Origin of the sequence: Pseudochrobactrum sp. sp1633 (assembly GCF_030376605.1) — a bacterium.
Taxonomy (GTDB): Bacteria; Pseudomonadota; Alphaproteobacteria; order Rhizobiales; family Rhizobiaceae; genus Pseudochrobactrum.
This window is the reverse complement of the sequence record NZ_JARRAE010000003.1, coordinates 210,489-237,126: the sequence shown is the minus strand read 5'-3', so window position 1 is coordinate 237,126 and position 26,638 is coordinate 210,489. Positions and strand designations below refer to the sequence as shown.

The 26,638-nt window shown below is 51.2% G+C and carries 24 protein-coding genes; 6 read left to right on the top strand and 18 right to left on the bottom strand.

Translation table 11 applies throughout. The annotated features are described in order from the left end of the window. The 14 genes from lpxA to P8H26_RS04900 form a co-directional block, all read right to left on the bottom strand. Complete coding sequence (lpxA, locus tag P8H26_RS04965; protein WP_289631756.1) at positions 1–831, bottom strand: acyl-ACP--UDP-N-acetylglucosamine O-acyltransferase; 831 nt, start codon at positions 829–831, stop codon at positions 1–3. A 103-nt stretch (positions 832–934) separates the two neighbouring features. Next, positions 935–1,396, bottom strand: coding sequence for a 3-hydroxyacyl-ACP dehydratase FabZ (gene fabZ / locus P8H26_RS04960; protein ID WP_289631755.1), 462 nt, complete (start codon positions 1,394–1,396; stop codon positions 935–937). Position 1,397: 1 nt separating this feature from the next. Then, positions 1,398–2,444: a UDP-3-O-(3-hydroxymyristoyl)glucosamine N-acyltransferase gene (gene lpxD / locus P8H26_RS04955; protein ID WP_289631754.1), complete on the bottom strand. Its 1,047-nt coding sequence runs from the start codon at positions 2,442–2,444 to the stop codon at positions 1,398–1,400. Between the two features lie 70 nt (positions 2,445–2,514). Further along, on the bottom strand, positions 2,515–4,857 hold the full coding sequence (bamA, locus tag P8H26_RS04950) for an outer membrane protein assembly factor BamA (protein ID WP_289631753.1): 2,343 nt from the start codon (positions 4,855–4,857) through the stop codon (positions 2,515–2,517). A 361-nt stretch (positions 4,858–5,218) separates the two neighbouring features. Beyond that, entirely contained in the window at positions 5,219–6,358 is a 1,140-nt protein-coding gene (rseP, locus tag P8H26_RS04945; protein WP_289631752.1) for an RIP metalloprotease RseP, read from the bottom strand. A gap of 65 nt (positions 6,359–6,423) precedes the next feature. Further along, positions 6,424–7,236, bottom strand: coding sequence for a phosphatidate cytidylyltransferase (locus tag P8H26_RS04940; RefSeq protein ID WP_289631751.1), 813 nt, complete (start codon positions 7,234–7,236; stop codon positions 6,424–6,426). Between the two features lie 70 nt (positions 7,237–7,306). Further along, positions 7,307–8,077, bottom strand: a complete 771-nt coding sequence (locus tag P8H26_RS04935) for an isoprenyl transferase (protein ID WP_289631750.1) — start codon at positions 8,075–8,077, stop codon at positions 7,307–7,309. A gap of 288 nt (positions 8,078–8,365) precedes the next feature. Beyond that, positions 8,366–8,926: a ribosome recycling factor gene (gene frr / locus P8H26_RS04930; protein WP_289631749.1), complete on the bottom strand. Its 561-nt coding sequence runs from the start codon at positions 8,924–8,926 to the stop codon at positions 8,366–8,368. Positions 8,927–9,230: 304 nt separating this feature from the next. Then, positions 9,231–9,953 carry a UMP kinase gene (gene pyrH / locus P8H26_RS04925; protein WP_289631748.1) on the bottom strand — a complete coding sequence of 241 codons (723 nt, stop codon included), beginning with the start codon at positions 9,951–9,953 and terminating at the stop codon, positions 9,231–9,233. A gap of 572 nt (positions 9,954–10,525) precedes the next feature. Continuing rightward, complete coding sequence (tsf, locus tag P8H26_RS04920) at positions 10,526–11,449, bottom strand: translation elongation factor Ts (protein WP_289631747.1); 924 nt, start codon at positions 11,447–11,449, stop codon at positions 10,526–10,528. 357 nt (positions 11,450–11,806) lie between these two features. Next, complete coding sequence (gene rpsB, locus P8H26_RS04915) at positions 11,807–12,577, bottom strand: 30S ribosomal protein S2 (RefSeq protein ID WP_289631745.1); 771 nt, start codon at positions 12,575–12,577, stop codon at positions 11,807–11,809. 272 nt (positions 12,578–12,849) lie between these two features. Next, the gene (locus P8H26_RS04910; protein ID WP_289631744.1) at positions 12,850–13,953 is read right to left on the bottom strand and encodes an alkene reductase; all 1,104 of its coding nucleotides are present in this window, start codon (positions 13,951–13,953) and stop codon (positions 12,850–12,852) included. Between the two features lie 9 nt (positions 13,954–13,962). Then, complete coding sequence (locus tag P8H26_RS04905; protein ID WP_289631742.1) at positions 13,963–14,160, bottom strand: hypothetical protein; 198 nt, start codon at positions 14,158–14,160, stop codon at positions 13,963–13,965. Next, positions 14,138–15,016, bottom strand: coding sequence for a cell envelope integrity EipB family protein (locus tag P8H26_RS04900; RefSeq protein ID WP_289631741.1), 879 nt, complete (start codon positions 15,014–15,016; stop codon positions 14,138–14,140). Before P8H26_RS04900 ends, P8H26_RS04905 begins: the two co-directional genes overlap by 23 nt. A gap of 276 nt (positions 15,017–15,292) precedes the next feature. On the opposite strand from P8H26_RS04900, the gene P8H26_RS04895 reads away from it, so the two are divergent. The 4 genes from P8H26_RS04895 to P8H26_RS04880 all read left to right on the top strand — a co-directional run bounded on the left by P8H26_RS04895 (position 15,293) and on the right by P8H26_RS04880 (position 18,280). Then, complete coding sequence (locus P8H26_RS04895) at positions 15,293–15,760, top strand: RidA family protein (RefSeq protein ID WP_289631740.1); 468 nt, start codon at positions 15,293–15,295, stop codon at positions 15,758–15,760. A 2-nt stretch (positions 15,761–15,762) separates the two neighbouring features. Next, positions 15,763–16,503 (top strand): glycerophosphodiester phosphodiesterase, encoded by a 741-nt coding sequence (locus P8H26_RS04890; protein ID WP_289631739.1) that lies wholly within the window; start codon positions 15,763–15,765, stop codon positions 16,501–16,503. 86 nt (positions 16,504–16,589) lie between these two features. Then, complete coding sequence (locus P8H26_RS04885; protein WP_308446651.1) at positions 16,590–17,825, top strand: GNAT family N-acetyltransferase; 1,236 nt, start codon at positions 16,590–16,592, stop codon at positions 17,823–17,825. Positions 17,826–17,845: 20 nt separating this feature from the next. Continuing rightward, complete coding sequence (locus tag P8H26_RS04880; protein WP_289631738.1) at positions 17,846–18,280, top strand: HIT family protein; 435 nt, start codon at positions 17,846–17,848, stop codon at positions 18,278–18,280. Positions 18,281–18,327: 47 nt separating this feature from the next. Here P8H26_RS04880 and P8H26_RS04875 read toward each other — a convergent pair whose 3' ends face one another. Then, positions 18,328–18,675, bottom strand: a complete 348-nt coding sequence (locus tag P8H26_RS04875; RefSeq protein WP_289631737.1) for an AzlD domain-containing protein — start codon at positions 18,673–18,675, stop codon at positions 18,328–18,330. After that, positions 18,672–19,328, bottom strand: a complete 657-nt coding sequence (locus P8H26_RS04870) for an AzlC family ABC transporter permease (protein ID WP_289631855.1) — start codon at positions 19,326–19,328, stop codon at positions 18,672–18,674. The genes P8H26_RS04875 and P8H26_RS04870 overlap by 4 nt, the downstream gene beginning before the upstream one ends. A gap of 526 nt (positions 19,329–19,854) precedes the next feature. Here P8H26_RS04870 and P8H26_RS04865 point away from each other — a divergent pair. Then, positions 19,855–21,348, top strand: a complete 1,494-nt coding sequence (locus tag P8H26_RS04865; RefSeq protein ID WP_289631736.1) for an acetyl-CoA hydrolase/transferase family protein — start codon at positions 19,855–19,857, stop codon at positions 21,346–21,348. A gap of 54 nt (positions 21,349–21,402) precedes the next feature. On the opposite strand, the gene clpA is transcribed toward P8H26_RS04865, so the two are convergent. Together clpA and clpS are read right to left on the bottom strand one after the other, a co-directional pair. Beyond that, positions 21,403–23,865, bottom strand: a complete 2,463-nt coding sequence (gene clpA, locus P8H26_RS04860; protein WP_289631735.1) for an ATP-dependent Clp protease ATP-binding subunit ClpA — start codon at positions 23,863–23,865, stop codon at positions 21,403–21,405. Positions 23,866–23,871: 6 nt separating this feature from the next. Continuing rightward, positions 23,872–24,222, bottom strand: coding sequence for an ATP-dependent Clp protease adapter ClpS (gene clpS / locus P8H26_RS04855; protein ID WP_289631854.1), 351 nt, complete (start codon positions 24,220–24,222; stop codon positions 23,872–23,874). A gap of 718 nt (positions 24,223–24,940) precedes the next feature. Between clpS and P8H26_RS04850 the strand changes: the two genes are divergently transcribed. After that, a complete protein-coding gene (locus tag P8H26_RS04850; RefSeq protein WP_374708220.1) occupies positions 24,941–26,527 on the top strand; it encodes an SPOR domain-containing protein in 1,587 nt (528 codons plus the stop codon). Positions 26,528–26,638 lie beyond the last annotated feature (111 nt).

The window sequence follows — 26,638 nt, the reverse complement described above, 5'->3', positions numbered from 1 at the left end:
TCATGAGTGGTCTTCAACATGGCCGTGTTTGCCATGCAAAGGCGGCGTTGTAAACGAGCTGCGCTTGGCATCGGCAGTAATGAAAGCAACCAGATCAGCAACGGCTGCAGAGTCAGCAAGCTCAATACGCACGTCTTCAACGCGCTCTTTAACCGGCTTTGTGCGGTCAAACAGCATACGTACTGCACGGCGCACGGCGTGGATTTCCTTACGCTCAAGGCCCGAGCGCTTCATGCCGATAATGTTGAGGCCGCCCAAATGTGCGTGCACACCGATAGCCATACCAAACGGAATAACATCCTGAACAACAGCAGCCATACCGCCCACAAAAGCGTGGTGGCCAACGCGTACAAACTGGTGAACAGCGGCACCGCCACCGAGAATAACATAATCGCCGATCTCGCAATGACCGCCGATCATAACGTTATTGGCAAAGGTTACATGGTTGCCAACATCACAATCATGAGCGACATGCGCATAAGCAAGAAATGTGGAGTTATCGCCGACATTGGTATAGCCGCGACTGGTATCCGAACCGCGATGCATGGTTACGCCTTCGCGGATCATACAGTTTTTGCCAACCAGCAGCTTTGTGTGGCCACCTTTATGCTTACCATTTTGTGGTTCGCAACCAAGAATAGCATGCGGGAACACTTTGGCATTTTCGCCTAATGTCGTAAAACCCGTGACAACAACATGGCTCATCAGCTCGCTGTTATCACCAATCTCTGCCCCTGCCTCGATATGGCAGAAAGCGCCGACAGAAACACCCTGACCAAGCTTTGCGCCTGGTTCAACACAGGCCGTCGGGTGGATAGAGGTTTCACGCATTGAAATCACGCTTTTTCTATAGTTGAATCAGAGCATACCATAACTCTGAATGTTTATTTACGCCTGCCTCGAAGGACAAGCTTAGTCTTTGCCGTGTCTCAGCTCACGCACCGGTCATTGCGGCCACTTCAGCCTCAGCAACTTTAATGCCGTCAACTTCAGCCACGCAGGCAAATCTTGAAATATTGCCGCGCTGTTTGATTTTTTTAACACGGAGCAAAAGCTGATCGCCCGGAACAACAGGACGACGGAATTTTGCATTATCAATTGTCAGCAAGAACACAGTGCCTGCATTTTCAAGGCCCATTTTGAGCATCGAAATCGCACCGGCGGTCTGCGCCATTGCTTCAATAATCAACACACCCGGCATAATAGGGGTGGCAGGAAAATGTCCAGTAAAATGTGGCTCATTGAATGTCACATTTTTGATACCGGTTGCTGAATCATCGCCGTCAATATCAACAATCCGGTCAATCAGCAGAAACGGATAGCGGTGCGGCAGCACTGCAAGCAATTTCTGAATATCAACAGCAGCAAGATTGCCCCGCTCAGTATTTTCACTCATATCAGGATTTCTCCTTCTTACTTTGACCGATACTACGCAACGTCGCAATATCGCGGAACCACTGCTTCAGTGGTCTGGCAGGCAGACCACCCCATCTCTCACCATCGGGAATATCATTCATCACACCACTCGCAGCAGCAATCTGCACGCGTGAGCCGATATTGATATGATCTGCAAGACCAACACGGCCGCCGATCATTGCCATATCACCGATGGTCACACTACCGGAAATACCGGTATGAGCGGCAATTACGCAATGCCGCCCGATTTTAACATTATGCGCAACCTGCACCAGATTATCGATCTTGGTGCCCTCGCCGATTACAGTATCGCTCAGTGATCCGCGATCAATCGTGGTATTTGCACCGATTTCCACATTATCCTGAATGATAACACGGCCAAGTTGCGGCACTTTTTCTAGGCCTGCTGGCCCCGGTACGAAACCAAAGCCATCCTGACCGATCCGCACACCCGGATGCAGATAAACGCGATTGCCGAGCAATGCGTAGGTCAGAGAAGCATTAGGAGCAATGATACAGTCACGACCAATTTTGCAACCTGCACCAATAACGCTGTTTGCACAGATTGTTGTGCCGGAGCCAATAGATACACCTGCCCCAATAACCGCACCCGGCTCAATGGTCACGGTGCCTTCAATCTCGGCAGTCGGATGAATCGTAGCATTTTCAGAAATACCGCTTACGCCAAGCAGTGAAATCGGATGGACTGCCTGTTCATAGAGCTTTCGGCCGACAGCAGCAAAATCTCTGTGTGGCGAACGGCTGACCAGAACAGCAATACCTTCAGGAATCAGAGATGCCTGCGCTTCAGCGCATAGCACAGCGGCCGCTTTGAGAGAGCTCAGAGCAGCTTCATTTTTCTTACCTTCAAGGAATACAAGAGAATCCGGCGTAGCATTATCCAAAGACGCCAAATGCTCAATTTTCCGGTCGGCATATTGCTTTGTCAGCAAATTGGAACCGGTAAATTGAGCAATATCAGCGACGTTGAGTGCACAGGACAGCGTATAAAATACAGGATCTGCCATCAACAAACTTTCTCTCCTGAGGCGGATCTTTCAATCAGAAAGACTATCGCCTCAGGATAAAGCAAACTTATCAGAACTTGCTCGACATACCGAAGTTGAAGTTCTGAACTTTGTCGGAATCTTCTTTCTTGATCGGAATAGCATAGTCAAAGCGCAGCGGACCAAACGGAGAAGCCCACATCAGACTTACACCAGCCGAAGCACGCAAGGCACTGCCGGTTCCAAGTGCGCCGTCAGTCTTGTTACCATAGAGCGTTGCAGCATCTGCGAAGAACGCACCACGGATACCAAGGCTTTCCGGAACAACAGGCATCGGGAACTGAACTTCAGCGCTGGCGTTGAAGTAAGTTGTACCACCGAGCCAGTAACGATCACCGTTAGCAGCATCCTGATAGGCACCGATACCGTTATATTTAAAGCCGCGGATCATGTCAGTGTTACCTTTGAACATATCAAAGATACGCAGACCATCATCTGTGAAGGCATGGATATAACCACCACCGGCGGTCAGCACACCAACGACATCAGCTTCCTGCAACAAGGTCTTGTAATAAGTAGCCTTTGCAGTGGTCTTCATGAACTTGGCATCGCCGCCAAGACCAGCAAATTCCTGACCGAAACGCGCATAAATACCATCATGCGGGTTATTCGGGTTATCAATCGTATTGTAGGTCAGAGCATAAGAAATCGATGAGCGCAACCAAGGGCTCTGCTCAGCAGCTTCAATCAAAGCCGGAGCGTAGATGTTCATATCATCGCTCTTAAGCTTATACTTTTCCTGAACCAGATTGTAGCCGATGCTGGCACCGAAATTATCTGTAATCGGAAGACCAAAACGGATCGTACCACCGGTCTGCTCTACATCATACTGATCCTTAACGCGGTACGACTTGCGGAACACGTCAAAGCCTGCGGAAATACGCTGACCAAGGAAGTAAGGCTCAGTGAAGGAGAACGAGTAGTTACGCGCATCATCCTGACCGGCACCCGCACCAATACGGATATACTGACCACGACCGAGGAAGTTGCGCTCTGCAACAGAACCTTCAACCGAAGCACCCGGTGTTTCACCACCTGAAGTATAGCCGGCACCGATGGAGAATTCACCTGTAGGCTTTTCGATCACATCAACAATCAGAACAACCTGATCCGGCTCGGAACCCTGAGCTGTCGAAATGTTTACAGTCTGGAAGAAATCCAGAGCTTCAAGACGACGCTTGGCGCGTGTGATCATAACCTGATTGAAAGCATCGCCTTCGCTCATGTCAAATTCACGACGGATTACATAATCACGGGTCTTATCATTACCGCGGATTTCGATACGCTGCACGTAAGCGCGCGGACCTTCTTCCACATTGTAAACAACCGAGATTGTGTGATTCTCAAAGTTACGATCGCCGCGTGGCTCAACCTTAGCAAAAGCATAGCCGCTGCCTGCAACGCGCTCAGTCACAGCTTCAACTGACTTTTCAACGTCATTTGCACTGTAGACTTTACCTGCGCGGGTTTTCAGCATGCCATCGAGAGCCTGCGTATCAACACCCGGAATCGAGCTTTCAACCTGAACATCACCGAATGTATAACGCTGACCTTCTTCAACAGTGAAGGTAATTGTATATTCGTTGGTTGCAGGATCAAGAACCGCATTGGAAGAGATAACACGGAAATCAGCATAACCGCGGTTGTAGTAGAAACGACGCAGCGCTTCTTCATCAGCCTGTACGCGGTCTGCGCTATAGATATCGCCGCGTGTCAGCCATGACAGCGGATTGGTACGCTTGGTGGAGATCACATCACGCAGACGACGACCACCGAAAGCTTCGTTACCAACGAAATCAATATTGGCGATTTTTGTACGGCCGCCTTCAGTGATTTCATAAACAACGTTAACGCGACCCTGACCGAGATCAACTGTACGCGCATTAACAACAGCATCGCTGCGGCCAACATTGCGGTAAGCATCAACGATGGCCTGACGGTCTGTTTCCATCTGAGCAGGATCAAACGGGCTACGGGCTTTCAACTCAACCGCACGGCCGAGGTCAGCATCCTTAACCTTCTTGTTGCCCTGGAAGAGAACGTTATTAACAACCGAGAACTCGGAAACGCTGACGATCAGCGCTCCGCCGGACTGGCTGATACGAACATCAGAGAACAGACCCATATTGAAAAGGCTTTTAACAGCCGCATCAATATCAGTATTGGTGAATGATTTGCCCGGCTTGATGCCGATGGCGCCACGAATTGTCGATGCATCAACCCGCTTGTTACCGCGAACATCAATACGACTAACGACTGCTGCCTGTGCAACACTCACAGTAGCAAATGAGATCGCTGTAGTACCTGTAGCAACCATTGCTACCGACATAGCGACCGCAGAAGCAGCACCAAAGAACTTTGAATTTGCCGTCATAGGTCTATTTAACCTTCGTTTCGTTGCCCCGGGCCGTAATCCGGGAAATAGCGCATAATGCTGTCTGTAATAACCGGTTTTCATATACAAGCAAGCATCACAATTAAAATCTGTTTACTTCATTCCTGAACGTGGCACAGGTGCCACGCAAATCCAACGGCATGGTAAACAAATTATTGCTTTCTTGTATAATCCCCTCGTGTTTTTACACAGTTCGTTAATCTTTTAATTCAATCCCCTGAAGCGGATCACGTCTATTCAGACTGCATACCCGCTTCAGATTCTATCTGTTTATGCATTACCGTAGCCATCAGGCTGTTTCAACTTGATGACGAATGCTTCAGTCCTTGTCCAGTCCAGCCTAGCAGGCAAACAGGTCGTTGTAAAAGACGAATCCCATAAAACCCAGAACTACGAAAAAGCCAAGCCTGAAGAATAATTCCTGTACTGCTACCGGAACAGGACGTCCCAATACAGCCTCACCCGCATAGATCACCAAGTGGCCTCCATCAAGAGGGGGAAGCGGAAATAAATTGAACAATCCAATACCAACAGACAGCATTGCAACCAGCTGAACAAGCCATTCGAAGCCGTGTTGCGCCGCTTGTCCGGCCATATTAGCAATTTTTACAGGCCCGCCTAACTGACATTTATCCTCACGCCCCATCACCATTCTTTTCAGAAAAGTGCCGGTGCGGCTGATAATATGACCAGTTTCCACAACCGCCACCCCAACCGATTCGAGCGGTGAATATTCAATACGGCGGTAATTTCCCGTGTCTTTTGTGATTGATACCCCGATAACACCAAGCTTGATTTTATTGCCCAGCGCATCTGTCTGCTCCATAATTTCAGGAACAGCCTTCAGCTCAATCTCGCGGCCTTCACGTTCAACAGTAAATGACAACTCATCACCGCTGCGGCCATTCACGATACGCTGCACATCGGCAAATGTTGAAATCGGGCTTCCTTCAACATTGATGAAGCGATCGCCCGGCTTAAATCCGGCCACAGCAGCAGGACTACCCTCATTGACCTCAGCAATTGTCGGATCAGCAACCATGCGGCCATAGCTAGCGAAGAAGAAGGTCAAAATCGCGATTGTCAGTAGAAAATTGAACGCAGGACCTGCGAAAACAGTCGCTGCACGCTTCCACACCGGTTGCGTTGCAAATGCGACCTTGCGCTCAGCCTCGGTCATTGAAGCAATGCCCTCGCCGTCCGGCGCGCTGACAGCATTCATATCGCCAGCAAATTTAACATAGCCGCCAAGCGGGATAGCGCAGAGTTTCCAGCGCGTTCCGTTCTTCGCCGTATATCCGATCAGCTCCGGTCCGAAGCCGATGGAAAAAGCCTGAACACCGATACCGCACAGACGGCCTACAATGAAATGTCCCATTTCATGAACAAAAACGACAACGGCCAGAACAAGAATAAACGGAAGCAATGTACCGACCAGCAAGCTATTGCTGCCGAATAAATATGTAAGGGTATCACCCAAAACTTTGTCTCCCGTTATTCAAAACTTCAAAATCAATAGTGTGTCCGGCCAAAATTAAGCCGAACTTAAAGAGGCTGCAGAACCGCACCAATAAACATGGTCGACGGCGAATCCGGCCCTGTCACCAGAGCTCCGATAACATAAAGCACCACAGCAGCCACAATCAGCCCGTCAACGCGATCCATCACACCGCCATGCCCCGGAAGCAGTTTGCCGGAATCTTTGGCACCGAAGCGCCGTTTAACCCACGACTCTCCCAGATCACCCAGCTGTGACGCAACGGAAAGGCCGATAGCAAGAATAACCATCGGATATTTGACGCGGTCAAAGCCGAAATAGCTGACAGCCGCAGCAGCAATCATAGCCGCAACAACGCCGCCGATAGCGCCGGACCAGGTTTTATTCGGAGAAAAGCGCGGGGCCAGTTTCGGCCCGCCAAGACTGCGGCCGGTAAAATAGGCAAAAATATCCGTCGCCCACACAAGCGCGAAAAGATAGATAATTGCAATCAGACCGGAAGTGGTTTCACCGCGCAGAACTGCCAGACACACCATCGGCACACCGGCATAAATCAGCCCTGCTGCCGTCCAGTTTGAACGCTGGATCAGGAAGACCGCACCGGCTGCGAGGATAGCCAGAATCTGTAAAGACGGCACCTGTATCAGCAACAAGCCCGCAGCGATTGACAACACCGCCCAACCCGCCGTCAGGCCGGAGCGTGTCTGCTTCGAGGCGCTCAGTGTTGTCCATTCGTAGAAAATAGCGAAACCGATCACCACAGCAAGGACACGGAAGCTCATACCGCCCAGCCAGATCAGCAGAATTACAACAGGCGCAAGAACTGCCGCCGTCAATATACGCAATTGAAGATTGGACACGAAACCCCCGCCCTAAAACTGACCATCAATGGTCATGAAAACCAAAACAGCCATGCCCCGCACGGCTGCCTCATCCTGCCGTGTGCCGCAAAGGCACCACGTCAGCTTCAGAACTGTCAGGGAAGCTCTGTGCATCCTCAGCCGTCAGCCCGCCAAAGCGGCGAACCCGTTTACGATATTCATCAATCGCCGCCAGCAGATTGGCAGGTTTGAAATCCGGCCAGTATTCCGGCGCAAACAGAAACTCGGAATAAGCCGCCTGCCACAGCAGAAAATTAGACAGCCGCATCTCACCGCTGGTGCGTATAATCAGATCCGGATCAGGAATATTATCCGTGTCCAGCTTTGCACCGATCATTTCAGCGGTAATTGCATTTGGGGAGAGTATACCGGCAGCAACATCCTGCGCCAGTTTTTGCACTGCCCGCGTCAGCTCATCACGCGCGCCGTAGTTAAAGGCAATCACCAGTGTCAGGCCGGTATTTGCAGCCGTCAGGTTTTCCGCCTCATTCAGGAGAACGCAAATATCAGATGCCAGATCATCCCGCGCACCAATGATACGAACACGCACATTACGATTGTGCAGCTTGTTCAGATCGCGGCGGATAAACAGTTTGAGCAGCCCCATAAGCTCGGTGACTTCGGAATTCGGACGCGACCAGTTCTCAGAAGAAAATGCGAAGAGTGTAAGAAACTCCAGCCCGTTATCGCCCGCCGCGCGCACGATCTCGCGCAAGGCATCCACACCTGCTTTATGACCGGCAACACGCGGTAAACCACGCGCTTTAGCCCAACGACCATTGCCATCCATGATAATGGCTATGTGACGCGGATCGGACATTCAGGTAAATTCCTCTTTATCGGCAGAACGGAAACCCTAAAGCACCGCGCTCATCCGGTTTGAAAACTCAATAATGCGCAGACCGCAGCATTGTCAGACCGCCGCTTACAACTGTGTGCATTATCATGCTGTACTATAAAAACTGCAAAATGTCTTTTGCGCGGCCACTCAGGCACTAAATATCCGCCAATATACGGATATTTTATTTCTCACGATATTACCGGAAAGAATAACAATCAGAGTGCTTTCAGTTCATATGAAAACACTCTGAAAGATCGTTTATACAGTTTAAACCTGCATGATTTCCGCTTCTTTAGCGACCAGCAGCTTGTCCACTTCGGTAATTGTTTCGTCTGTCATTTTCTGAACTTTTTCAGACAAAACGCGGCTGTCATCCTGACTGATGGTGCCGTCTTTTTCCAGCTTCTTCAACTGATCCATACCATCGCGGCGCACATGACGGGCAGCCACTTTAGCACCTTCCGCATACTGGTTAGCAATCTTAACCAGCTCTTTGCGGCGTTGTTCATTGAGTTCCGGCAGCGGTACGCGCAGGGTCATACCATCGGTGATCGGGTTGAGACCCAGACCGCTGTCACGGATCGCACGTTCAACTGCGCCAACCATGCTCTTGTCCCAGACAGAAACGGAAAGCATACGGGCTTCAGGAACAGTAATCTGCGCCACCTGATTGATTGGCATGGTCGAACCATAGGCTTCAATCGTCAGCGGCTCCAAAAGACTGGCCGATGCGCGTCCGGTGCGCAAACCGCCCAGATCATGCTTGAAGGACTGAATAGCGCCCTCCATACGGCGTTTCAGATCATTTACATCCAGAGCGTCGCTCATATCATTTCTCCTTGGGCACGTACACCAAACGTCTTGGGCAATTAAGACGGATAATCCTGCCAGAGCGTGCCGCGCCTAACCGTGTGCACTGCGCCCGCTCCGGATATTGTAATTTTTCGTATCAGCAGGCACTGAAATGAGATTCTTCAGAGTGCCTGAATGCTGTGACAGCCTGAAATTGCTTTCAGGCTGTACAATTCGCTTTTTGTTTAGAACAGGTTGACGCAAATGATAAGCACAAAATCTCGGCTGTACTGAATTGAATCAGTCATCAGATGCAGATCAAACCTGTATAGCGCCCTTATCAGGCGTCTGTCACAACTGTGCAGCGGCCTTTGCCCTGCAGAATTTCAGCGAAACCACCGGCTTCGTGAATAGAATAGACCACGATCGGAATGTGGTTTTCCTGAGCCAGCGCCACCGCAGTCACATCCATAACGGCCAGACCTTTATCCAGCACATCTTTATGTGTCAGACGATCAAAGCGGGTCGCGGACGGATCTTTCTTCGGATCTGCACTGTAAATGCCGTCAACCTGCGTTCCCTTGAACAGGGCATCGGCACCAATTTCCGCAGCGCGCAATGCGGCAGCAGAATCAGTTGTAAAGAACGGATTACCTGTGCCACCGGCGAAGATGACAACCTTGCCCTGATCCATATAGGCGGTTGCCTGACGCTGCGAGAAACTTTCGCACAGTTCCGGCATAGCGATAGCGGAAAGTACAACCGCATCAACACCCTGCTTGACCAGTGATGTGCGCAGAGCCAGCGAATTGATCACTGTTGCCAGCATGCCCATATGGTCGCCGGTAACACGATCACCACCTTTAGACGCTACGGCAAGGCCGCGAAAAATATTGCCGCCGCCGATAACAACGCCGACTTCAACGCCAAGCGCACGCGCTTCAGCAATATCGCATGCAATACGGTCAGCAACGGACACGTCAATGCCAAATCCCTGCTCACCCATCAGCGCCTCACCGGACGCTTTGAGGAGAACCCGTTTATATAGTGCCTTACCAGTCATGGGATCCCTTTTTATTAATCTTTAGCCCGAACTTCCCCACCGGCAAGCGGACGTGTTTTCAGTTACGCGCGCCCCGAAAAATACGAAGCGGTTTTCGGAAAAGATACGCGTTAGAGCGTGTCGCGTTTAATTGTATCCACTGCGCCCGCTCTACCTCCTTGTTTTTACGCATGTCGTTATCGGAAAACCGGTACCCACTTTTCCGCGACAAGCTTTAGTTCAAAAAAGCAGAGCATTCCCAATGATTCCGTATAAACCGGAAATGCCTGATCCGGTCTGCATGGCTAAACAAATACCCATGCGGGAAGCCGGAACACATATTAATTTTCTGCCGCAAGCAGCCGGCGCCAAGCATAATTGCATGACCGGTGCAAAGAACAAGAAAAGAATGAATATGCTTCGCATACATGAAGGGCACCGCGTTGTCACGCGGTGCCCTTCATAACTGACAATTTTTATAGGGATTATCGTAAAAAAATGCCGGCCTGACAAAGCCAGACCGGCATTTTAAATCTTACCGTAAATCACATCTCTGATATGCGCTTCGCAATTCAGGCTGTGACTATAAAGAATTAGCCTTTGTTAACGGCAGCAACTTCAGCAGCGAAGTCGGTTTCTTCTTTTTCAATGCCATCGCCCAGAGCGAAGCGAACAAAGCCGGTTACCTTAGCAGGTGCGCCGATTGCTTTTTCTGCTTCTTTAAGAGCAGCTTCTACGCTCAGGTCAGGATTGATAACGAAAGCCTGCGACAGCAGAACAACTTCTTCGAAGAACTTGCGCATACGGCCATCAACCATCTTCGCGATGATTTCTTCCGATTTGCCGGACTGACGAGCCTGATCAGCAAAGATTGCTTTTTCGCGCTCAACAGCAGCAGCATCAACTTCAGCAGAAGTCAGAGCCAGCGGGTTGGTTGCAGCAACATGCATAGCGATCTGACGACCAATAGCAGCAGCAGCTTCTACATCACCGGTGGTTTCGATTGCTACCAGAACGCCCAGCTTGCCAAGACCATCAGCAACACCGTTGTGGATGTAAGAAGCAACAACACCATTGTCCACGCTCAGAGCAGCGGAACGACGGAATGCCATGTTTTCACCGATGGTGCCAACAGCATCTTTGATGGTGTCTGTTACAGTCTTGTCTGAACCTGGATAGGCTGCATTGGCAACTGCATCAGTTGAACCGTCGGTGCCGAGAGCAACTTTGGTTACGTTGAGAACGATTTCCTGGAAAGCTGCGTTACGGGCAACGAAGTCAGTTTCGGAGTTAACCTCAACAACAACTGCCTTTTTGCCTTCGCTGGCAACGCTAACCAGACCTTCAGCGGCTGTACGGCCGGCTTTTTTGTCAGCCTTGGCGATACCCTTGGTACGCAACCAATCCATGGCAGCTTCCATGTTGCCATTATTTTCGTTCAGAGCGGTCTTGCAGTCCATCATGCCTGCGCCGCTGAGTTCACGAAGTTCTTTAACCATTGCTGCGGTAATGCTCATTGTCGCCTCTTAAGGAAAGCAGCAGACATCCGGCAAAGCGGCATGCCCGCCAAGGATCATTGTACAGACAGCTGATCTGCCTTTTATCAATGACCGATTAATCATGACAGCCCGCACTGCAATTGCTGCAATACGTTAACTGTATACATACGGGATAGCAGGAGCCAGATAAGGCCCGAATTCTTGCAGACACAGATTTCATCAGTCAGAAACTGAGAATCAGAAGCGGACTGTCCGCCCCACTTGTTTACCGGCTTTAAGCTTCAGATTTTTGAAGCTCTGCAAACACGGCAGCTTGTGTCTTTTAAGCAGTTTATCTGCCGGACCTGCAATCAGATCCGGCAGATAAAAGATATATTAAGCGTTTTCAGCAGCAGCTTCGAGAGCTGGCTCAACAGGAGCTTCAGCCTGGCCACCGATGTCGATGCCCAGAGCGCCCTGCTGACGCATAATACCGTCCAGAGCAGCCTTGGCAATCAGATCGCAATAGAGCGAGATTGCGCGGGCAGCATCGTCGTTACCCGGAATCGGGAAGTCGATCTGGTCAGGATTACAGTTGCTGTCGATAACCGCAACAACAGGGATACCAAGACGCTTGGCTTCCTGAATTGCAATCGCTTCTTTGTTGGTGTCAACGATGAACATCAGGTCAGGAACGCCGCCCATATCCTTGATACCACCGAGAGCGCGGTCCAGCTTTTCGCGTTCGCGTTCCAGTGTCAGGCGTTCTTTCTTGGAATAACCCTGAGCTTCGCTCGACTGCAGTTCGTCAAGCTTGCGCAGACGCTGGATCGAGTTGGAAATGGTTTTCCAGTTGGTCATCATGCCGCCGAGCCAGCGGGAGTTGACGTAATACTGAGCCGAACGGTCAGCTGCGTCAGCAATGATTTCCGAAGCCTGACGCTTGGTGCCAACGAACAGAACGCGGCCGCCACGAGCAACAGTGTCAGATACAACCTTCAGCGCATTGTGCAGCAGAGGAACGGTCTGAGCCAGATCGAGAATGTGGATGTTGTTACGTGCACCATAGATGAAAGGTGCCATTTTCGGGTTCCAGCGATGTGTCTGGTGACCGAAGTGAACACCAGCTTCCAGAAGCTGGCGCATGCTGAATTCAGGCAATGCCATAGTAATTATCCTTTTCCGGTTGAACCTCCACGGGGCTGAGGCACAATGTGCCACCGGAGGCGCTGTGCGGATTTCTCCCGCAAGTCACCCAAATCCCGTGTGTGGAATAATGCGGCTGGTAAACGATGAATGAAGAAAATGCAACCCCTGAACGGTCAAAAACCACAAAGAGCCGTATTAAAGCCTTCACCTGTCATATGTTTTACAGCCATCGAAAATATACCACAGGGTTATACCGGCTCAAACCGGAAAACCCTGTGGCTTAGTATCAATTACACTGCGGCTTCATAGGCAGGGTAATCCGTATAGCCTTTTTGCGCACCGCCATAGAAGGTTGTGTGATCCGATGCTGCCAGCGGCCAGCCATTGCGCATACGCTCAGCAAGATCAGGATTGGCGATATAAGGCTTGCCGAAAGCAACCAGATCGGTCAGCCCTTCATCAAGCACGCGCTGAGCAGTTTCCTGCGTATAGCCACCAGCATATATCAATGTGCCCTGATAGGCCTTGCGAAACGCTGTCAGGAACTTGTGGCCTTCCTCTGTTGTCAGCAATCCGCCAGCATTCCCGATATGGATGTAAGCCAGATTACGTTTCGACAGCTCGCGGGCTAATTCCAGCCATGTTGCTTCTTCACCCTCAAATGCGTGAAGGTCAAACAAGCGGCTAAACGGGGTCAAACGAATACCGACACGCGAAGCGCCGATCCGTGCAACCACAGCGTCCACGACCTCCAGTGCAAAACGAATACGGCCAGCAATTGTTGCGCCGCCATAGGCATCTTCACGCGTATTGAAACCGGCATTGATAAACTGTTCGATCAGATAGCCGTTTGCACCATGAATTTCGACACCGTCAAAACCGGCCTTTACAGCATTGTCTGCTGCATCAGCAAATTCCTTGGTAATGCGGGCAATCTCTTCTGTATTCAGTGCGCGCGGTGCACTGGGAGATACCAATCCCGGTGTGCCGCCGTCATCAAGTCCGAAGACATTTGAATTTTTTGCAATTTCCGCAACCGGCGCGACAGGCGCAATACCGTCTTTTTGGACGGAAGTATGAGAAACACGGCCTACATGCCAAATCTGCGAGAAAAGCTTGCCGCCACGCGCATGAACTGCATCCGTGACCTTTTTCCATCCCGCTACCTGCTCGGCAGAATAAACACCCGGCGTATAGAGATAGCCGCGCCCCTCATCGGAAATCGGCGTTCCCTCTGTCACAATAAGACCAGCTCCGGCACGCTGAGCGTAATATAATGCCGTATCACTATCAGGCACAGTATCAACGGCACGCGCGCGCGTCATAGGTGCCATCACCACACGATTTTCCAACGACAGGCCGCTCAGATTATAAGAAGAAAACAGATCAGACATTATGAACCTTTATTTGTAACAAATCGCCTTTTCCGCAAAATGCAGACGACGAACCAAAGTCATAATGATATTTATAATCACCACTACATAATTCAAGGTATAAAATTTCAATAAAATGAAAAAGGCGGCAATTCCGTTGCCGGAACCACCACCTTGAATCTCAAAACAATCAGCCTGTATCAGCTCATTCGCAAGATTTTGCACCATCCGCCTGCTTGAACATTTCCAGATTAACCAGTGTGCCTTTCATGGCAAAATCGCCATAATCCATATTGAGATCACGGGTCACGCCATTGCGGTAGAGCTTGAAATTGATGCGATAAACGGGAAGTCCCTCGTCATTTTCCTCATCATCAAAATACGCGACTGTTACCGGCCAGCTTTCCTGCTTTGCCACGTCGCCCATAACCTTCGTCTCACCATCAGAAGGCAAGACCTGCCCTTTGCCGATCACTGCGGTCGTTGACATGATTTTATTGGCATCATCTGAACCATCGAAAATCGTTGTCTGGTAGAAGGTATCGCCTTTTTCAGCTTTTCCGAGCAATTCTTCCATGTGACGTGTCGGAAACTGCGACAGCGCCAGCTTCAGATCCTGCTTTTCAGGCTTTGTCAGCGCAACGTCCATCTGCTTATCGCCGAGTGTTGCATTGCCGCGCACTTCTTTGACCAGCTCTTTATCAACGAAAGTTTTGTTGACGAAACGAAAGCGATTGCCGTCACCGGCCTCGAATGTCGTGGCCTGCTGATCGGTGACCCGCTGATCCTGCCCCTCCATATCAATACGCGTCACAAAACGGAAATTCGTTGTATAGCCCTCACAGGCCGAGCCGTTAAACTCATAGACCATGCGTCCCGTTACGCCGCTGATGCCCGACTTTTCATCCGCACGTTCCAAAGTCAGATCATAAACAGCACGATGCGGCAGAAGAGTACTGCCAGCATAAGCAGCAGTACTCAGCACACCTACAGTGCCGAGCACAGTCGTTCTAAGAATCGCAGTGTGAAGCACTGAGGTTGATTTAAAACCAGTTCCGAACAACAGGGCCTGCAAAAAACGCATAAAGATTCTCCGATAAATTTATCGCCATGTTAAAATAACTCATGGCGGAAGCGAGGCAAAAATCACAGCTTTTGCTATGCTCCACTGATTCTGTCAGTTTCAGTGATGTTTTTGTATCTGCACGTTGTCTAATTAACGCACAAACACCGTAAAATGATCCCGAACAATGAAATGCAAACTGTTAAAGAACCCCTGCGGAGAGACCCCCGCCCCAAAATGACCTTATTACGCATCGCCGTTATCAAGTGATGATGAAATAAAACCGGAAAGAGCGCCATGACCTCGACAATCGAAACCCGTCTCAAAGACCTCGGCATTACTATCCCTGAATCAGCAGCACCAGCCGCTGCCTATCTGCCTTTTGCCCAGAGCGGTAATCTGCTGTTCACCTCCGGCCAGCTGCCGCTGGAAAACGGCAAGCTCATCTCTACTGGTCTGGTTGGTCGCGATCTGACGATTGAACAGGCGCAGGAAGCTGCCAAAGCCTGCGCAATCAATGTGCTTTCGCAGGCAAAAGCGGCACTCGGCGGCGATCTTTCCCGCATCAAGCGCATTGTAAAAATCACTGTTTTCGTGGCTTCCGTTGTTGATTTCACCGACCAGCACATTGTTGCAAACGGCGGCTCACAGCTGTTTATCGACGTGCTTGGCGATGCAGGCAAGCATGCCCGCTCCGCAGTTGGCATGGCCGGCCTGCCACTGAATGCACCGGTTGAAATCGAAGCCATTATCGAGGTTGCATAATTATGAGCGCAGCGCTTCGTGGTGAACTGAAATGGCTTACCCGCAGGCCGATAGCCCATCGCGGATTGCACGATATGAATAAAAAGGTCTGGGAGAACACTCTTCCGGCCTTTAGTGCAGCGATTGCAGGTAATTATGCCATTGAATGCGACGTGCATCTGACAAAAGACGGCGAAGTCATCGTATTTCATGATGATGTGCTGGATCGTCTGGCAGGTCGTGAAGGGCGTATTTGTGACCTGACACTGGCACAAGCCCAAAAGCTGACAATCGGCACAACACAGGACCATCCGCCTTCATTGCGCCAGATGCTCGATTTGATTGCCGGACGCGTGCCGGTGGTGATTGAGCTGAAAGGCATTGAAGGTCAGGACGAAGGTCTTGTTGCCGCCGTTGCCAAAGAGCTGAAAGACTATCAGGGTGAAGCGGCGATCATGTCATTTGATCATCACCTTATCCGCCTGTTCCGCAGCAATGCTCCGGGTGTTGTTGCTGGTCTGACTGCTGAAGGTACACGACCAGCAGATATGGAAGCGCATTTTGCCATGCTGGCGCATGATGTGGATTTTGTGTCCTATAATTTCCACCACTTGCCTAACCCGTTCATCAGCTTTTTCCGCACCGTGCTCGACCGTCCTGTCATCACATGGACAGTGCGCAACGCAGAAGAAAAAGCCGTGAGCGATATGCATGCACAGCAGATTACATTCGAAGGTTTTATACCAGACAGTGCAATCGCCTGAGGCACCAGAAGATTACCGGCGTATCGTCTGATGCGCCGGTATCAACCAGACAGCTTTGAATCGTTTGACGGGAATGGTTGGTTGCTATGCATGAGGAAAAGACGGGACGCGAGGAAGAAACCGGCATCATTTTGCGCACCGTCAGCAATATGCAGGGTTTTGAACTCAGCGAATGGGCGCAATTTTCCGTTACCGACAAACAGCCCATCAGCTCTGCCGATGACATCTCACCGTCCGTCAACAAATCCTATAACCCGTTTTTGTCCTATGCCTATCTTTCCGCACTGGAGGATTCCGGTTGCGTCGGCGGCAATACCGGCTGGCAATCCTGTCACCTGCGCCTCGAAACCGAACAGGGCATTTTGCTTGCAGCAGCCCCTGCCTATCTAAAAGCGCATAGTCAGGGTGAATATGTGTTCGACCACGGCTGGGCTGAAGCCTTTGAGCGTGCGGGCGGCCAATACTACCCCAAGCTCCAGCTGGGCGTTCCGTTCACACCGGCAACCGGCCCGCGACTGCTTACCGCAGAGAATAACCCAGAACTGCGCCGCCTGCTCGCCAGTGCCGTTGCCCAATTCACCGAACAAAACCAGCTGTCATCCGCTCATGTAACCTTTGCTGAAATGCCGGATATTCAGGCACTCACAGAGGCCGGATTTTTGCACAGAAAAGATCAGCAATTCCATTTTATAAACAATGGCTTCCATGAATATAATGATTTCTTGGAAGAACTTGTTTCCCGCAAACGCAAAGCCCTGAAACGGGAGCGACGTGAAGCACTGAGCAACGGCATTTCCATTGACTGGTTGTCCGGCTCCGATCTGACAGAAGAAATCTGGGATCAGTTTTACGCATTCTATATGGATACCGGCAGCCGCAAATGGGGACGTCCGTATCTCAACCGCGAATTCTACTCGCTGATCGGCGAGCGTATGAGCGAGGATATTGTGCTGATCATGGCCAGCCGTGACGGGCGCTATATTGCCGGAGCCATCAATTTCATCGGAGGCGACCGGCTGTTTGGCCGTCACTGGGGCTGCATTGAAGACCACCCCTTCCTGCATTTCGAAGTCTGCTATCATCAGGCGATTGATTATGCCATTGCGCATAAATTATCTGTGGTGGAAGCCGGTGCACAGGGCGAACATAAGCTGGCGCGGGGTTATGAGCCTGTCACCACCCATTCAGCCCATTATATCAGCCACCCTGCCTTCCGCACCGCTGTTGCGCAATATTTGCGCCGCGAAATAAGTGAGGTGGAGATGAACAATAGTTATTACACGGAACACAGCCCGTTCCGCAAAATTCACGAACCGGATTAAAACCCATCAGGGAGCACAACATGCCAGATAACCAGCCAGCCACCTATTCCGGCGACAATATTTTCGCCAAGATCATTCGTGGCGAAATCCCAAGTCACAAGATTTATGAAGACGACGATATCTATGCTTTCATGGATGTAATGCCGCAGGGAAAAGGCCACAGCCTCGTCATCCCGAAACAAGGTTCACGCAATATTCTCGATGCCGATGATGCGGTGCTGACCAAGCTGATTGCCGCAACACAGAAGATCGCTGTTGCCGTAAAAAAAGCCTTCAATGCCGATGGCGTCACCATCATGCAGTTCAACGAACCGGCTGCAGGTCAGACTGTGTTCCACCTGCATTTCCACGTCATCCCGCGTTTTGAGGGCATCGCCCTGACAGGTCATACCGGCAAAATGGAAGATCAGGCTATACTTGCAGAAAATTGTCAGAAAATTATTGCAAGCCTTTAATATTACATGTTTTTATCTCTGCGCATTTTTTCAAGATGCGCAGAGAATTACAAGAGAAGCAGCCCCACCAGAAGCAGCGCTTCACCAGTCAGCACCCCAACCAGAATACGCTGCCCTGCCAGCAGGAATGCCACGAAACCAAGAATGGCAGAGCCAGCCCGCAGCCACATCGGCGAATTTGCCAACTCACCCGTCGGGTAGAGAATAAGCTGCGCAATCACACCGGCCACCAGAGCGGTTGCGACACAGCGCACCAGCACCAAAGCTTGCGAGTCCTCGCGCATCCGCCCGCCGACCAGCACACCTAGAAAACGCCAGATATCTGTCGCCAGTGCACCGGCGATGAGAATAAACAGATATGGCCACCACCATGTATCGAAGCTCATCCAGTTCATGATTGAGCCTCTTTCCGGCGCAGATGCTGTATATAAAGATGAAACCCGAATGCCACTGCGCCACCGGTAATCCCCGTCAGCAGAAGATCATAACCGGGTGCTACCGCATGCATAACAGGAAAGATAACCAGCCCGCTCAGCAACGCTGCCTTGCCCGCCTGCTCACGTGACGAACGCCACAGCGAGGTGAGAAAATACATCGGAGTGAGCATGAAAAGCGCTGCAAATAATAACGGCGGGAAATTAGCCGAGAGCATATAAATCAGCGCCACGACGGCCGCATTGGTCAGCACCAGTGTAACGCCAATACCGGCAAAATAGCTGGTACGCAGATCACGCGGGATATGCCGCAACTGCTCCATCGCCATCACCCATGCAGTCACAGCCACAAAATGCGAGAGAAACAGCAAAGTGATCTTGCGCGATCGCGGACCTTTGAGCTCCGGCAGCAAAGCCACGACCATCGGCATCAAACGCACGGAGGACAGTGCCACAGCCAATGCAGCGGCGGCCATCGAGCTTCCTGCGGAGATTGCGCCGATCAACACCACTTTGGCGGGCAGCGCCCAGATGGTCAGCGTCATAAACACCGCCTGCCCCATGCTGATACCGCTTTCAATCGCCAGGCCGGAAAAGCCGATAAAGGAGCTGATCAGCAGCAGCGCCGGAATACTGAAAATATTGCGGGAACCACGACCAAACCATCGCAGTCTCTCTGCAAAAGAGGACAGAACCTCCCCGTCATGGCTGCTCGCGGCCGCTTCCGCTCTGTGATTAAGCGGCGCTGACGGGCTTACAGGCTTTTCATGATCTGGCATCGGGTTACAGTCTTGAAATTACGGTATGGGAAGCAACAAGTGCATCATAAGGAGCAGAGATATCTGCTGTATCCGCATTGTTAGACACAGGGTTTTCAGATTGCAATGCTGCGTGGTGCCATCATTCGAAACAGGCATGAAGTCCTCTCCTTCAGCATCGCCAACGCATATTCTGTTTCAGACCTGAAAGCGCTAAATCGCGACAGAATGACCTTTTCACAGACAAAGCTGGCAAAAGCCCCCGCCACAGGATAAGCCCTTTGACGAACCCTGCGGGTGCGCAGATATTGCATACCGGCAGCATTCACATGCGTCCGTTCTCTGAACCTCCCATCAGAGTTCCTTCGAATATAGGTTTACCATGCTAGAAGATCGTATCCGCAATTCCTCCCTGCATGAAAAAGTTGTTACGCCTGCCGAGGCCGCAGCCCTGATCAAAGACGGGATGACCATCGGCATGAGCGGTTTCACCCGTGCCGGTGATGCCAAGGCCGTGCCGGTTGCAATGGCCGCACAGGCTATAAATGCACCGTTTAAAATTACTTTGCTCACCGGCGCTTCGCTCGGTCATGATGTCGATAAAATCCTGACCGAAGCAGGCGTACTTGCCCGCCGCATGCCGTTTCAGGTTGACCGCACTCTGCGCGCCGCAATCAACCGTGGCGAAGTCATGTTTATCGACCAGCATCTTTCTGAAACTGTTGAGCAATTGCGCTCCAATCAGATCGGGCCGGTTGATTATGCAATCATCGAAGCCATCGCCATTAATGAAGACGGCGGTGTTGTTCCGACCACCTCCATCGGAAATTCGGCGAGCTTTGCCATTTTGGCAAAAAAGGTGATTGTTGAGATCAACCTCAGCCACGCCCTATCGCTGGAAGGGCTGCATGACGTTTATATTCCGACCAAGCGCCCGTCCCGCGATCCGATTCCTGTCGTGTCCTGTGAGAGCCGGATCGGCACGCCATACATTCCGATTCCACCGGAAAAAATCGCGGCGATTGTCATCACCGAACAGTCAGACAGTGCCTCGCTGATCGAGCCTGCTGACAGCGAGACGTCAGCCATTGCCGGACACCTGATTCATTTCTTTGAAAATGAAGTTGAAAAAGGCCGTCTTGATCTGTCTCTTAACCCGTTGCAAGCAGGTATCGGCACCATTGCCAATGCGGTTCTGACCGGCCTTGTGGACAGCCCGTTCCACCACCTGCGCATGTATAGCGAAGTGTTGCAGGACAGCACATTTGATCTGATGGATGCAGGCAAACTCAGCTTTGCCTCTGCCTCCTCGATCACGCTCAGTCAGGCATGCGGCGAACGCGTTTTTGGTAATTTCGACCGTTATAAAGACAAGCTGGTGCTGCGCCCGCAGGAGATCAGCAACCATCCGGAAGTTATCCGCCGTCTCGGCATTATCGGCATCAACACTGCGCTGGAATTCGACATTTACGGCAATGTGAACTCCACTCATGTGGCCGGTACGCATATGATGAACGGCATCGGCGGTTCGGGTGACTTTGCACGTAATGCTTTCCTGTCGATTTTCGTCACCAAATCGGTGGCCAAAGGTGGTGCGATTTCATCTGTCGTACCGATGGTGCCGCATGTGGATCATACCGAACATGATGTTGATATTCTGGTGACAGAACACGGCCTTGCCGATCTGCGTGGCCTTGCTCCGCGTGAGCGCGCTTCTGTAATCATCGAGAATTGTGCCCATCCGGATTACCGCCCGCAATTGCGCGATTATTTTGCCCGCGCCTGCGAACGCGGCGGCCAGACCCCGCATATTCTTGAAGAAGCAATCTCCTGGTATGCGCTGAAAGAGAAAACCGGCACGATGCTTAAGAGTTAAAACACGCAGCATTGGATAAAAAAAGCGCCCGTCAAAAACGGGCGCTTTTTTGTTTTATTCCTTCGTCCTTGGCACCTTAGGCACCGATGCGGACTTACGCTTCGGTTCTGGCGCCTCAGACTCAGAAGAACTTTCAGCACTGGTGCTGGCATCTGCCTTAGCGGGCTTTTTCACCGGCTTTGGCGCAGGCTCTTCCTCAACCTGCTCTTTCTGCGGTTTAACCGGCTTGGCCTTCACCACATCCAGCAACAGACCAATCTTACCGTCAGGCTTTTCTCCGGTGGAGACTTTAACAGTTCCTCCGGTTTTCAGCTTGCCGAACAGCAATTCATCAGCCAGCGGCTTCTTGATAAACTCCTGAATAACGCGTGCCAGAGGCCGCGCACCCATGCGTTCATCATAGCCTTTATCCGCCAGCCAGCCGATAGCCTTCTTATCCAGTTCAAAAGTCACGCCACGATCAGCCAGCTGGGCTTCCAGCTGCATGATAAACTTCTGCACCACTTTATGAATAACCGGTACAGGCAGCGGGCCAAACGGAATAATCGCATCCAGACGGTTACGGAATTCCGGTGTGAACAACCGGTTGATCGCCTCCATATCATCGCCTTCGCGACGGGTGGAACCAAAACCGATGGCTGCTTTTGCCATATCCGCAGCGCCGGCATTGGTGGTCATGATCAGAATGACATTGCGGAAATCAATCTGCTTGCCATTGTGATCGGTCAGACGACCATGATCCATAACCTGCAACAGGATATTGAACAGATCCGGATGCGCTTTTTCGATCTCGTCGAGCAGCAGCACGCAATGCGGATGCTGATCAACGCCATCGGTTAAAAGGCCGCCCTGTTCAAAGCCGACATAGCCCGGAGGCGCACCAATCAGGCGCGATACGGTATGCCGTTCCATATATTCAGACATATCAAAGCGCAGCAACTGCACGCCCAATGTGCTGGCAAGCTGCTTGGCAACTTCCGTCTTACCCACACCGGTCGGGCCGGAGAACAGATAAGAACCAATCGGCTTATCCGGCTCACGCAAGCCCGCACGCGCCAGTTTGATCGCAGAGCTGAGCGACTCAATCGCCAGTTCCTGACCATAGACCACGCGCTTGAGATCTTTCTCCAGACTGGCGAGTACCTGCTCGTCATCCTTGGAGACAGTCTTCGGCGGGATACGCGCCATTGTCGCAACGGTCGCTTCAATTTCCTTGATGCCGATGACCTTCTTGCGTTTGGCCTCCGGCAACAGCATCTGGCTGGCGCCGCTTTCATCAATCACATCAATTGCCTTATCCGGCAATTTACGGTCAGTGATATAGCGGGCAGAGAGTTCCACGGCAGCCGTAATCGCATCATCCGCAAACTTCACTTTGTGGAAGTCTTCGAAATAAGGCTTCAGACCGCGCATGATCTCAATGGCATCAGGAATAGTCGGCTCAGCCACATCAATCTTCTGGAAACGACGGACAAGCGCCCTGTCCTTTTCAAAAAACTGACGGAACTCTTTATAGGTTGTCGAGCCGATGCAGCGAATCTGCCCCGAAGATAAAGCAGGTTTCAAAAGATTAGACGCATCCATTGAGCCGCCTGATGTGGCACCCGCACCGATAACAGTGTGGATTTCATCAATGAACAGAACAGCACCTGGATAATCTTCCAGCTCTTTAACAACCTGCTTCAGACGTTCTTCAAAGTCCCCGCGATAGCGGGTACCGGCCAGAAGGCTACCCATATCCAGCGAGAAGATCGTGTCATTGAGCAGAACCTCCGGCACATCGCCATCAACGATTCGTTTTGCAAGACCTTCAGCAATCGCGGTTTTACCCACGCCCGGATCACCCACATAAAGCGGGTTATTCTTGGAGCGGCGACACAGAACCTGAATCGTGCGATTGATTTCGCTTTCACGTCCAACCAGACGGTCGATCTTACCGGCCTTAGCCTTTTCATTGAGGTTGACGCAATAGGCCGTCAGCGCATCAATTTTCTTCTTGTTGCGTTCTTCATTCTCAGGCTGCGCGGCTTCTTCCGCATCATGGGCTTTACCCTCCGTCAGATCATCACTGACACCGGAGCGCTTGGAAATACCATGAGAAATATAATTGACCGCATCATAGCGGGTCATCTGCTGCTCCTGCAGGAAATAAGCCGCATGGCTTTCCCGCTCAGCAAAAATAGCCACCAGCACATTGGCACCGGTCACTTCATCACGATTGGATGACTGCACATGGATAACCGAACGCTGAATCACCCGCTGGAATGCGGCTGTCGGCTTGGAATCCTCATCATAACCGGTCACCAGATTATCCAGCTCACGGTCAATATAGTCAGTCACTGTCTTTTTAAGCTGTACGATATCGACATTGCAGGCACGCATAACCGCACCGGCATCTCTGTCGTCGATCAGAGCCAGCAGAAGATGCTCAAGGGTGGCATATTCATGATGGCGTTCATTGGCGATTGTCAGCGCCTGATGAAGTGCTTTTTCAAGGCTTTGGGAGAATGTTGGCATTGTACCTCACTTTTTCTCCATCACGCATTGCAGCGGATGCTGATGTTGACGGGCGAAATCCATCACCTGCGTCACTTTGGTTTCGGCAACTTCATACGTATAGATACCGCATTCACCGACCCCGTGATTATGGACATGCAACATAATACGCGTCGCATCCTCACGGTTTTTCTGGAAAAAACGTTCCAGTACATGAATAACGAAGTCCATTGGCGTGTAGTCATCGTTGAGTAACAGCACTCTGTAGAGACTTGGCCGCTTTAAGCGGGTTTTTGTCCGCGTAATTACAGCTGTGCCATTACCGGAACCCTTCTGATCGTCTTCATCACTTCCCTTCACAGGAGGCTTGGCCTGCATAGGAGGCGTTACCTGCATGAGAGGGTTGGTCTGCATAAAAGGGTCTGCTGCACTCATTCCTGACCGTATCCGTCCTGATCGTATCCGTAATTTCTGAAGTCACGCATCGTGGTTGGGAAGCCACTCGTCGTAGACCTATTATGTAGGTTGAAACGCGGCGATGTTAAGCCCCGCACAACACAAAGCCCGACACACCCTTATTCCTCCCCAGAGTATAGCGCCCGTGAGAAAAAACCAGCATGAAACGCCTCCCACCTGAAAAGATTTCCGCAACTGGTAAACCGGAAAAGACTTTACGCCGGGCGACACCGCACAGATCAACAAAGAACCGGTATTCAGCGGGGAAATTAAGGAAAGCTGCGTTTATTCTGCCTGTATTTTAACATGGTTCACGCAAAATACAGATATGAATTACGGAGGAGGTTCGGACACAAAACAAAAAAATAGCCAAAAAAATTATTTTTTAAAATAAAACAAACATGAAATAAGTTTTCGATTTTTTATTTATTAGCAAGCACTTAACACACCGTCATCACCGAATTTTACGCCCTCTCACATAATGAGCGCCTTAAAAAGTGATCATGAAATCAAAAAAACATCATGATTTGCCCATCTATAAACGGATTGGTAAGGCTGTTGGCAATATGATCACGGAAATGTTCGTGGCGTGTCCTTTGCGCCACACCTGAAAATTGGCAGTCCAGGCAGGTAGTTCACCGTGTATCATGCGTTCCGTCACGCCGCATCCGGCATCAAGATTGCGGCCCGCTCATTGTTAGCAGTAACAATGGCCGGCGCCCTCACTCTTACGATTACGGCAGGGTCTGCTCAGGCAGCAAAAAACCCGCGTCATGCCGCAATTGTGATAGACGCCAATACAGGTAAAACCCTGTTCGCAGAAAGTGCGGATGCCAAGCGCTTCCCCGCCTCCCTTACCAAAATGATGACCCTTTATATGGTTTTCGAGGCGATGCAGGCCGGACGCATCAACAAAAATACCAAAATCCCGTTTTCCAAATATGCTGCGACGCGCCCTCCGACAAAAATCGGTGTGCCTGCCGGTCAGAGCATTACTGTTGAAGACGCGATTATGGCGCTGATTACCCGCTCTGCAAATGATGCTGCGGCAGCACTCGGTGAATATCTCGGTGGTTCAGAACCACGCTTTGCCCAGATGATGACTGCAAAAGCGCGCCGTCTCGGCATGCGCTCAACTACATTCCGCAATGCATCCGGTTTGCCAAACCCGAACCAGCAGACCACTGCGCGTGATATGGCTATCCTTGGCATTGCCCTGCGTCAGCATTTTCCGCAGCAATACCCTTATTTCGGTCGCTCCAGCTTTCAGTTCCGCGGTAAAACCATCAACGGTCATAACCGTCTGCTCGGTCGCATTGAGGGCGTTGACGGCATCAAAACCGGTTACGTCAATGCTTCCGGCTACAATCTTGTAACTTCGGTCAATCGTGACGGCCGCCGTATCGTCGCCGTTGTTATGGGCGGCAGCAGCGGCGCATCCCGTGATGCAACAATGGCTCGTCTGATTCAGGCACATTTGCCAAAAGCAACACCTTCGCGTCGTGGTAATGATGCATTGCTGATTGCACGAAATGATGCACCGGCAGCACCTGCCCTGAGTGCAGAACCTTCACCATTGCCACGCGCCGTGCCGCTTCCGGCTGAGCGTGCAGACCAGCCGGTGCTTGTTGCCGACGCCTCAGCAGGCAGCGCGCAGGATGCAATCAGCGCGGTTATTGCCCGCCAGAAACCGGTTCCTGCCCAACAGCCTGAAATGCTGGCGCTTGCATCGCCAACGCCACGCCCTGCAGTTCCTGTATCCTCGCAGCTTGTGGCCATTCCAACACCTAAAGCCTCAATCCCGAATGTTGATCCGGTCACCACTGCATCGGCCAACACAGCGGCCTCGCGCATGGGGCTGACACCAACGCCGGCGCCTGCCGCACGTGCAGAACCTATTGCCGTACCACAGGAAAATGCTCGTCAGAACAATACTGCCCAAACCAATGTTGCTATGGCCAATAATGCTGCTGATGTTTCCGGTGCGTGGGCCATTCAGATCGGTTCGCTGCCAAGCGAAGGTCAGGCACAGGATATGCTGAGCAAAGCTGCCCAGCAGGCAGGCAGCACACTTCGTGCCACCTCTCCTATGACGGAAACTTTCAACAAGGGTAACAACACATTCTACCGCGCTCGTTTTGTAGGCTTTGAAACCAAAACAGCCGCATGGGATGCTTGTGCAGCCCTGAAGAAAAAGAGCTTCAACTGCTATGCGATTGCGCGTTAATCCGCGCATAGCTTAGCCGCCTGTCCGGCGGCAAACACTTTAACTTTTATCCGGCTTTGTGTTTGGCCGGATGTAAATCAAGCAGACCATCTGCAAACCCCGTGAGTATTG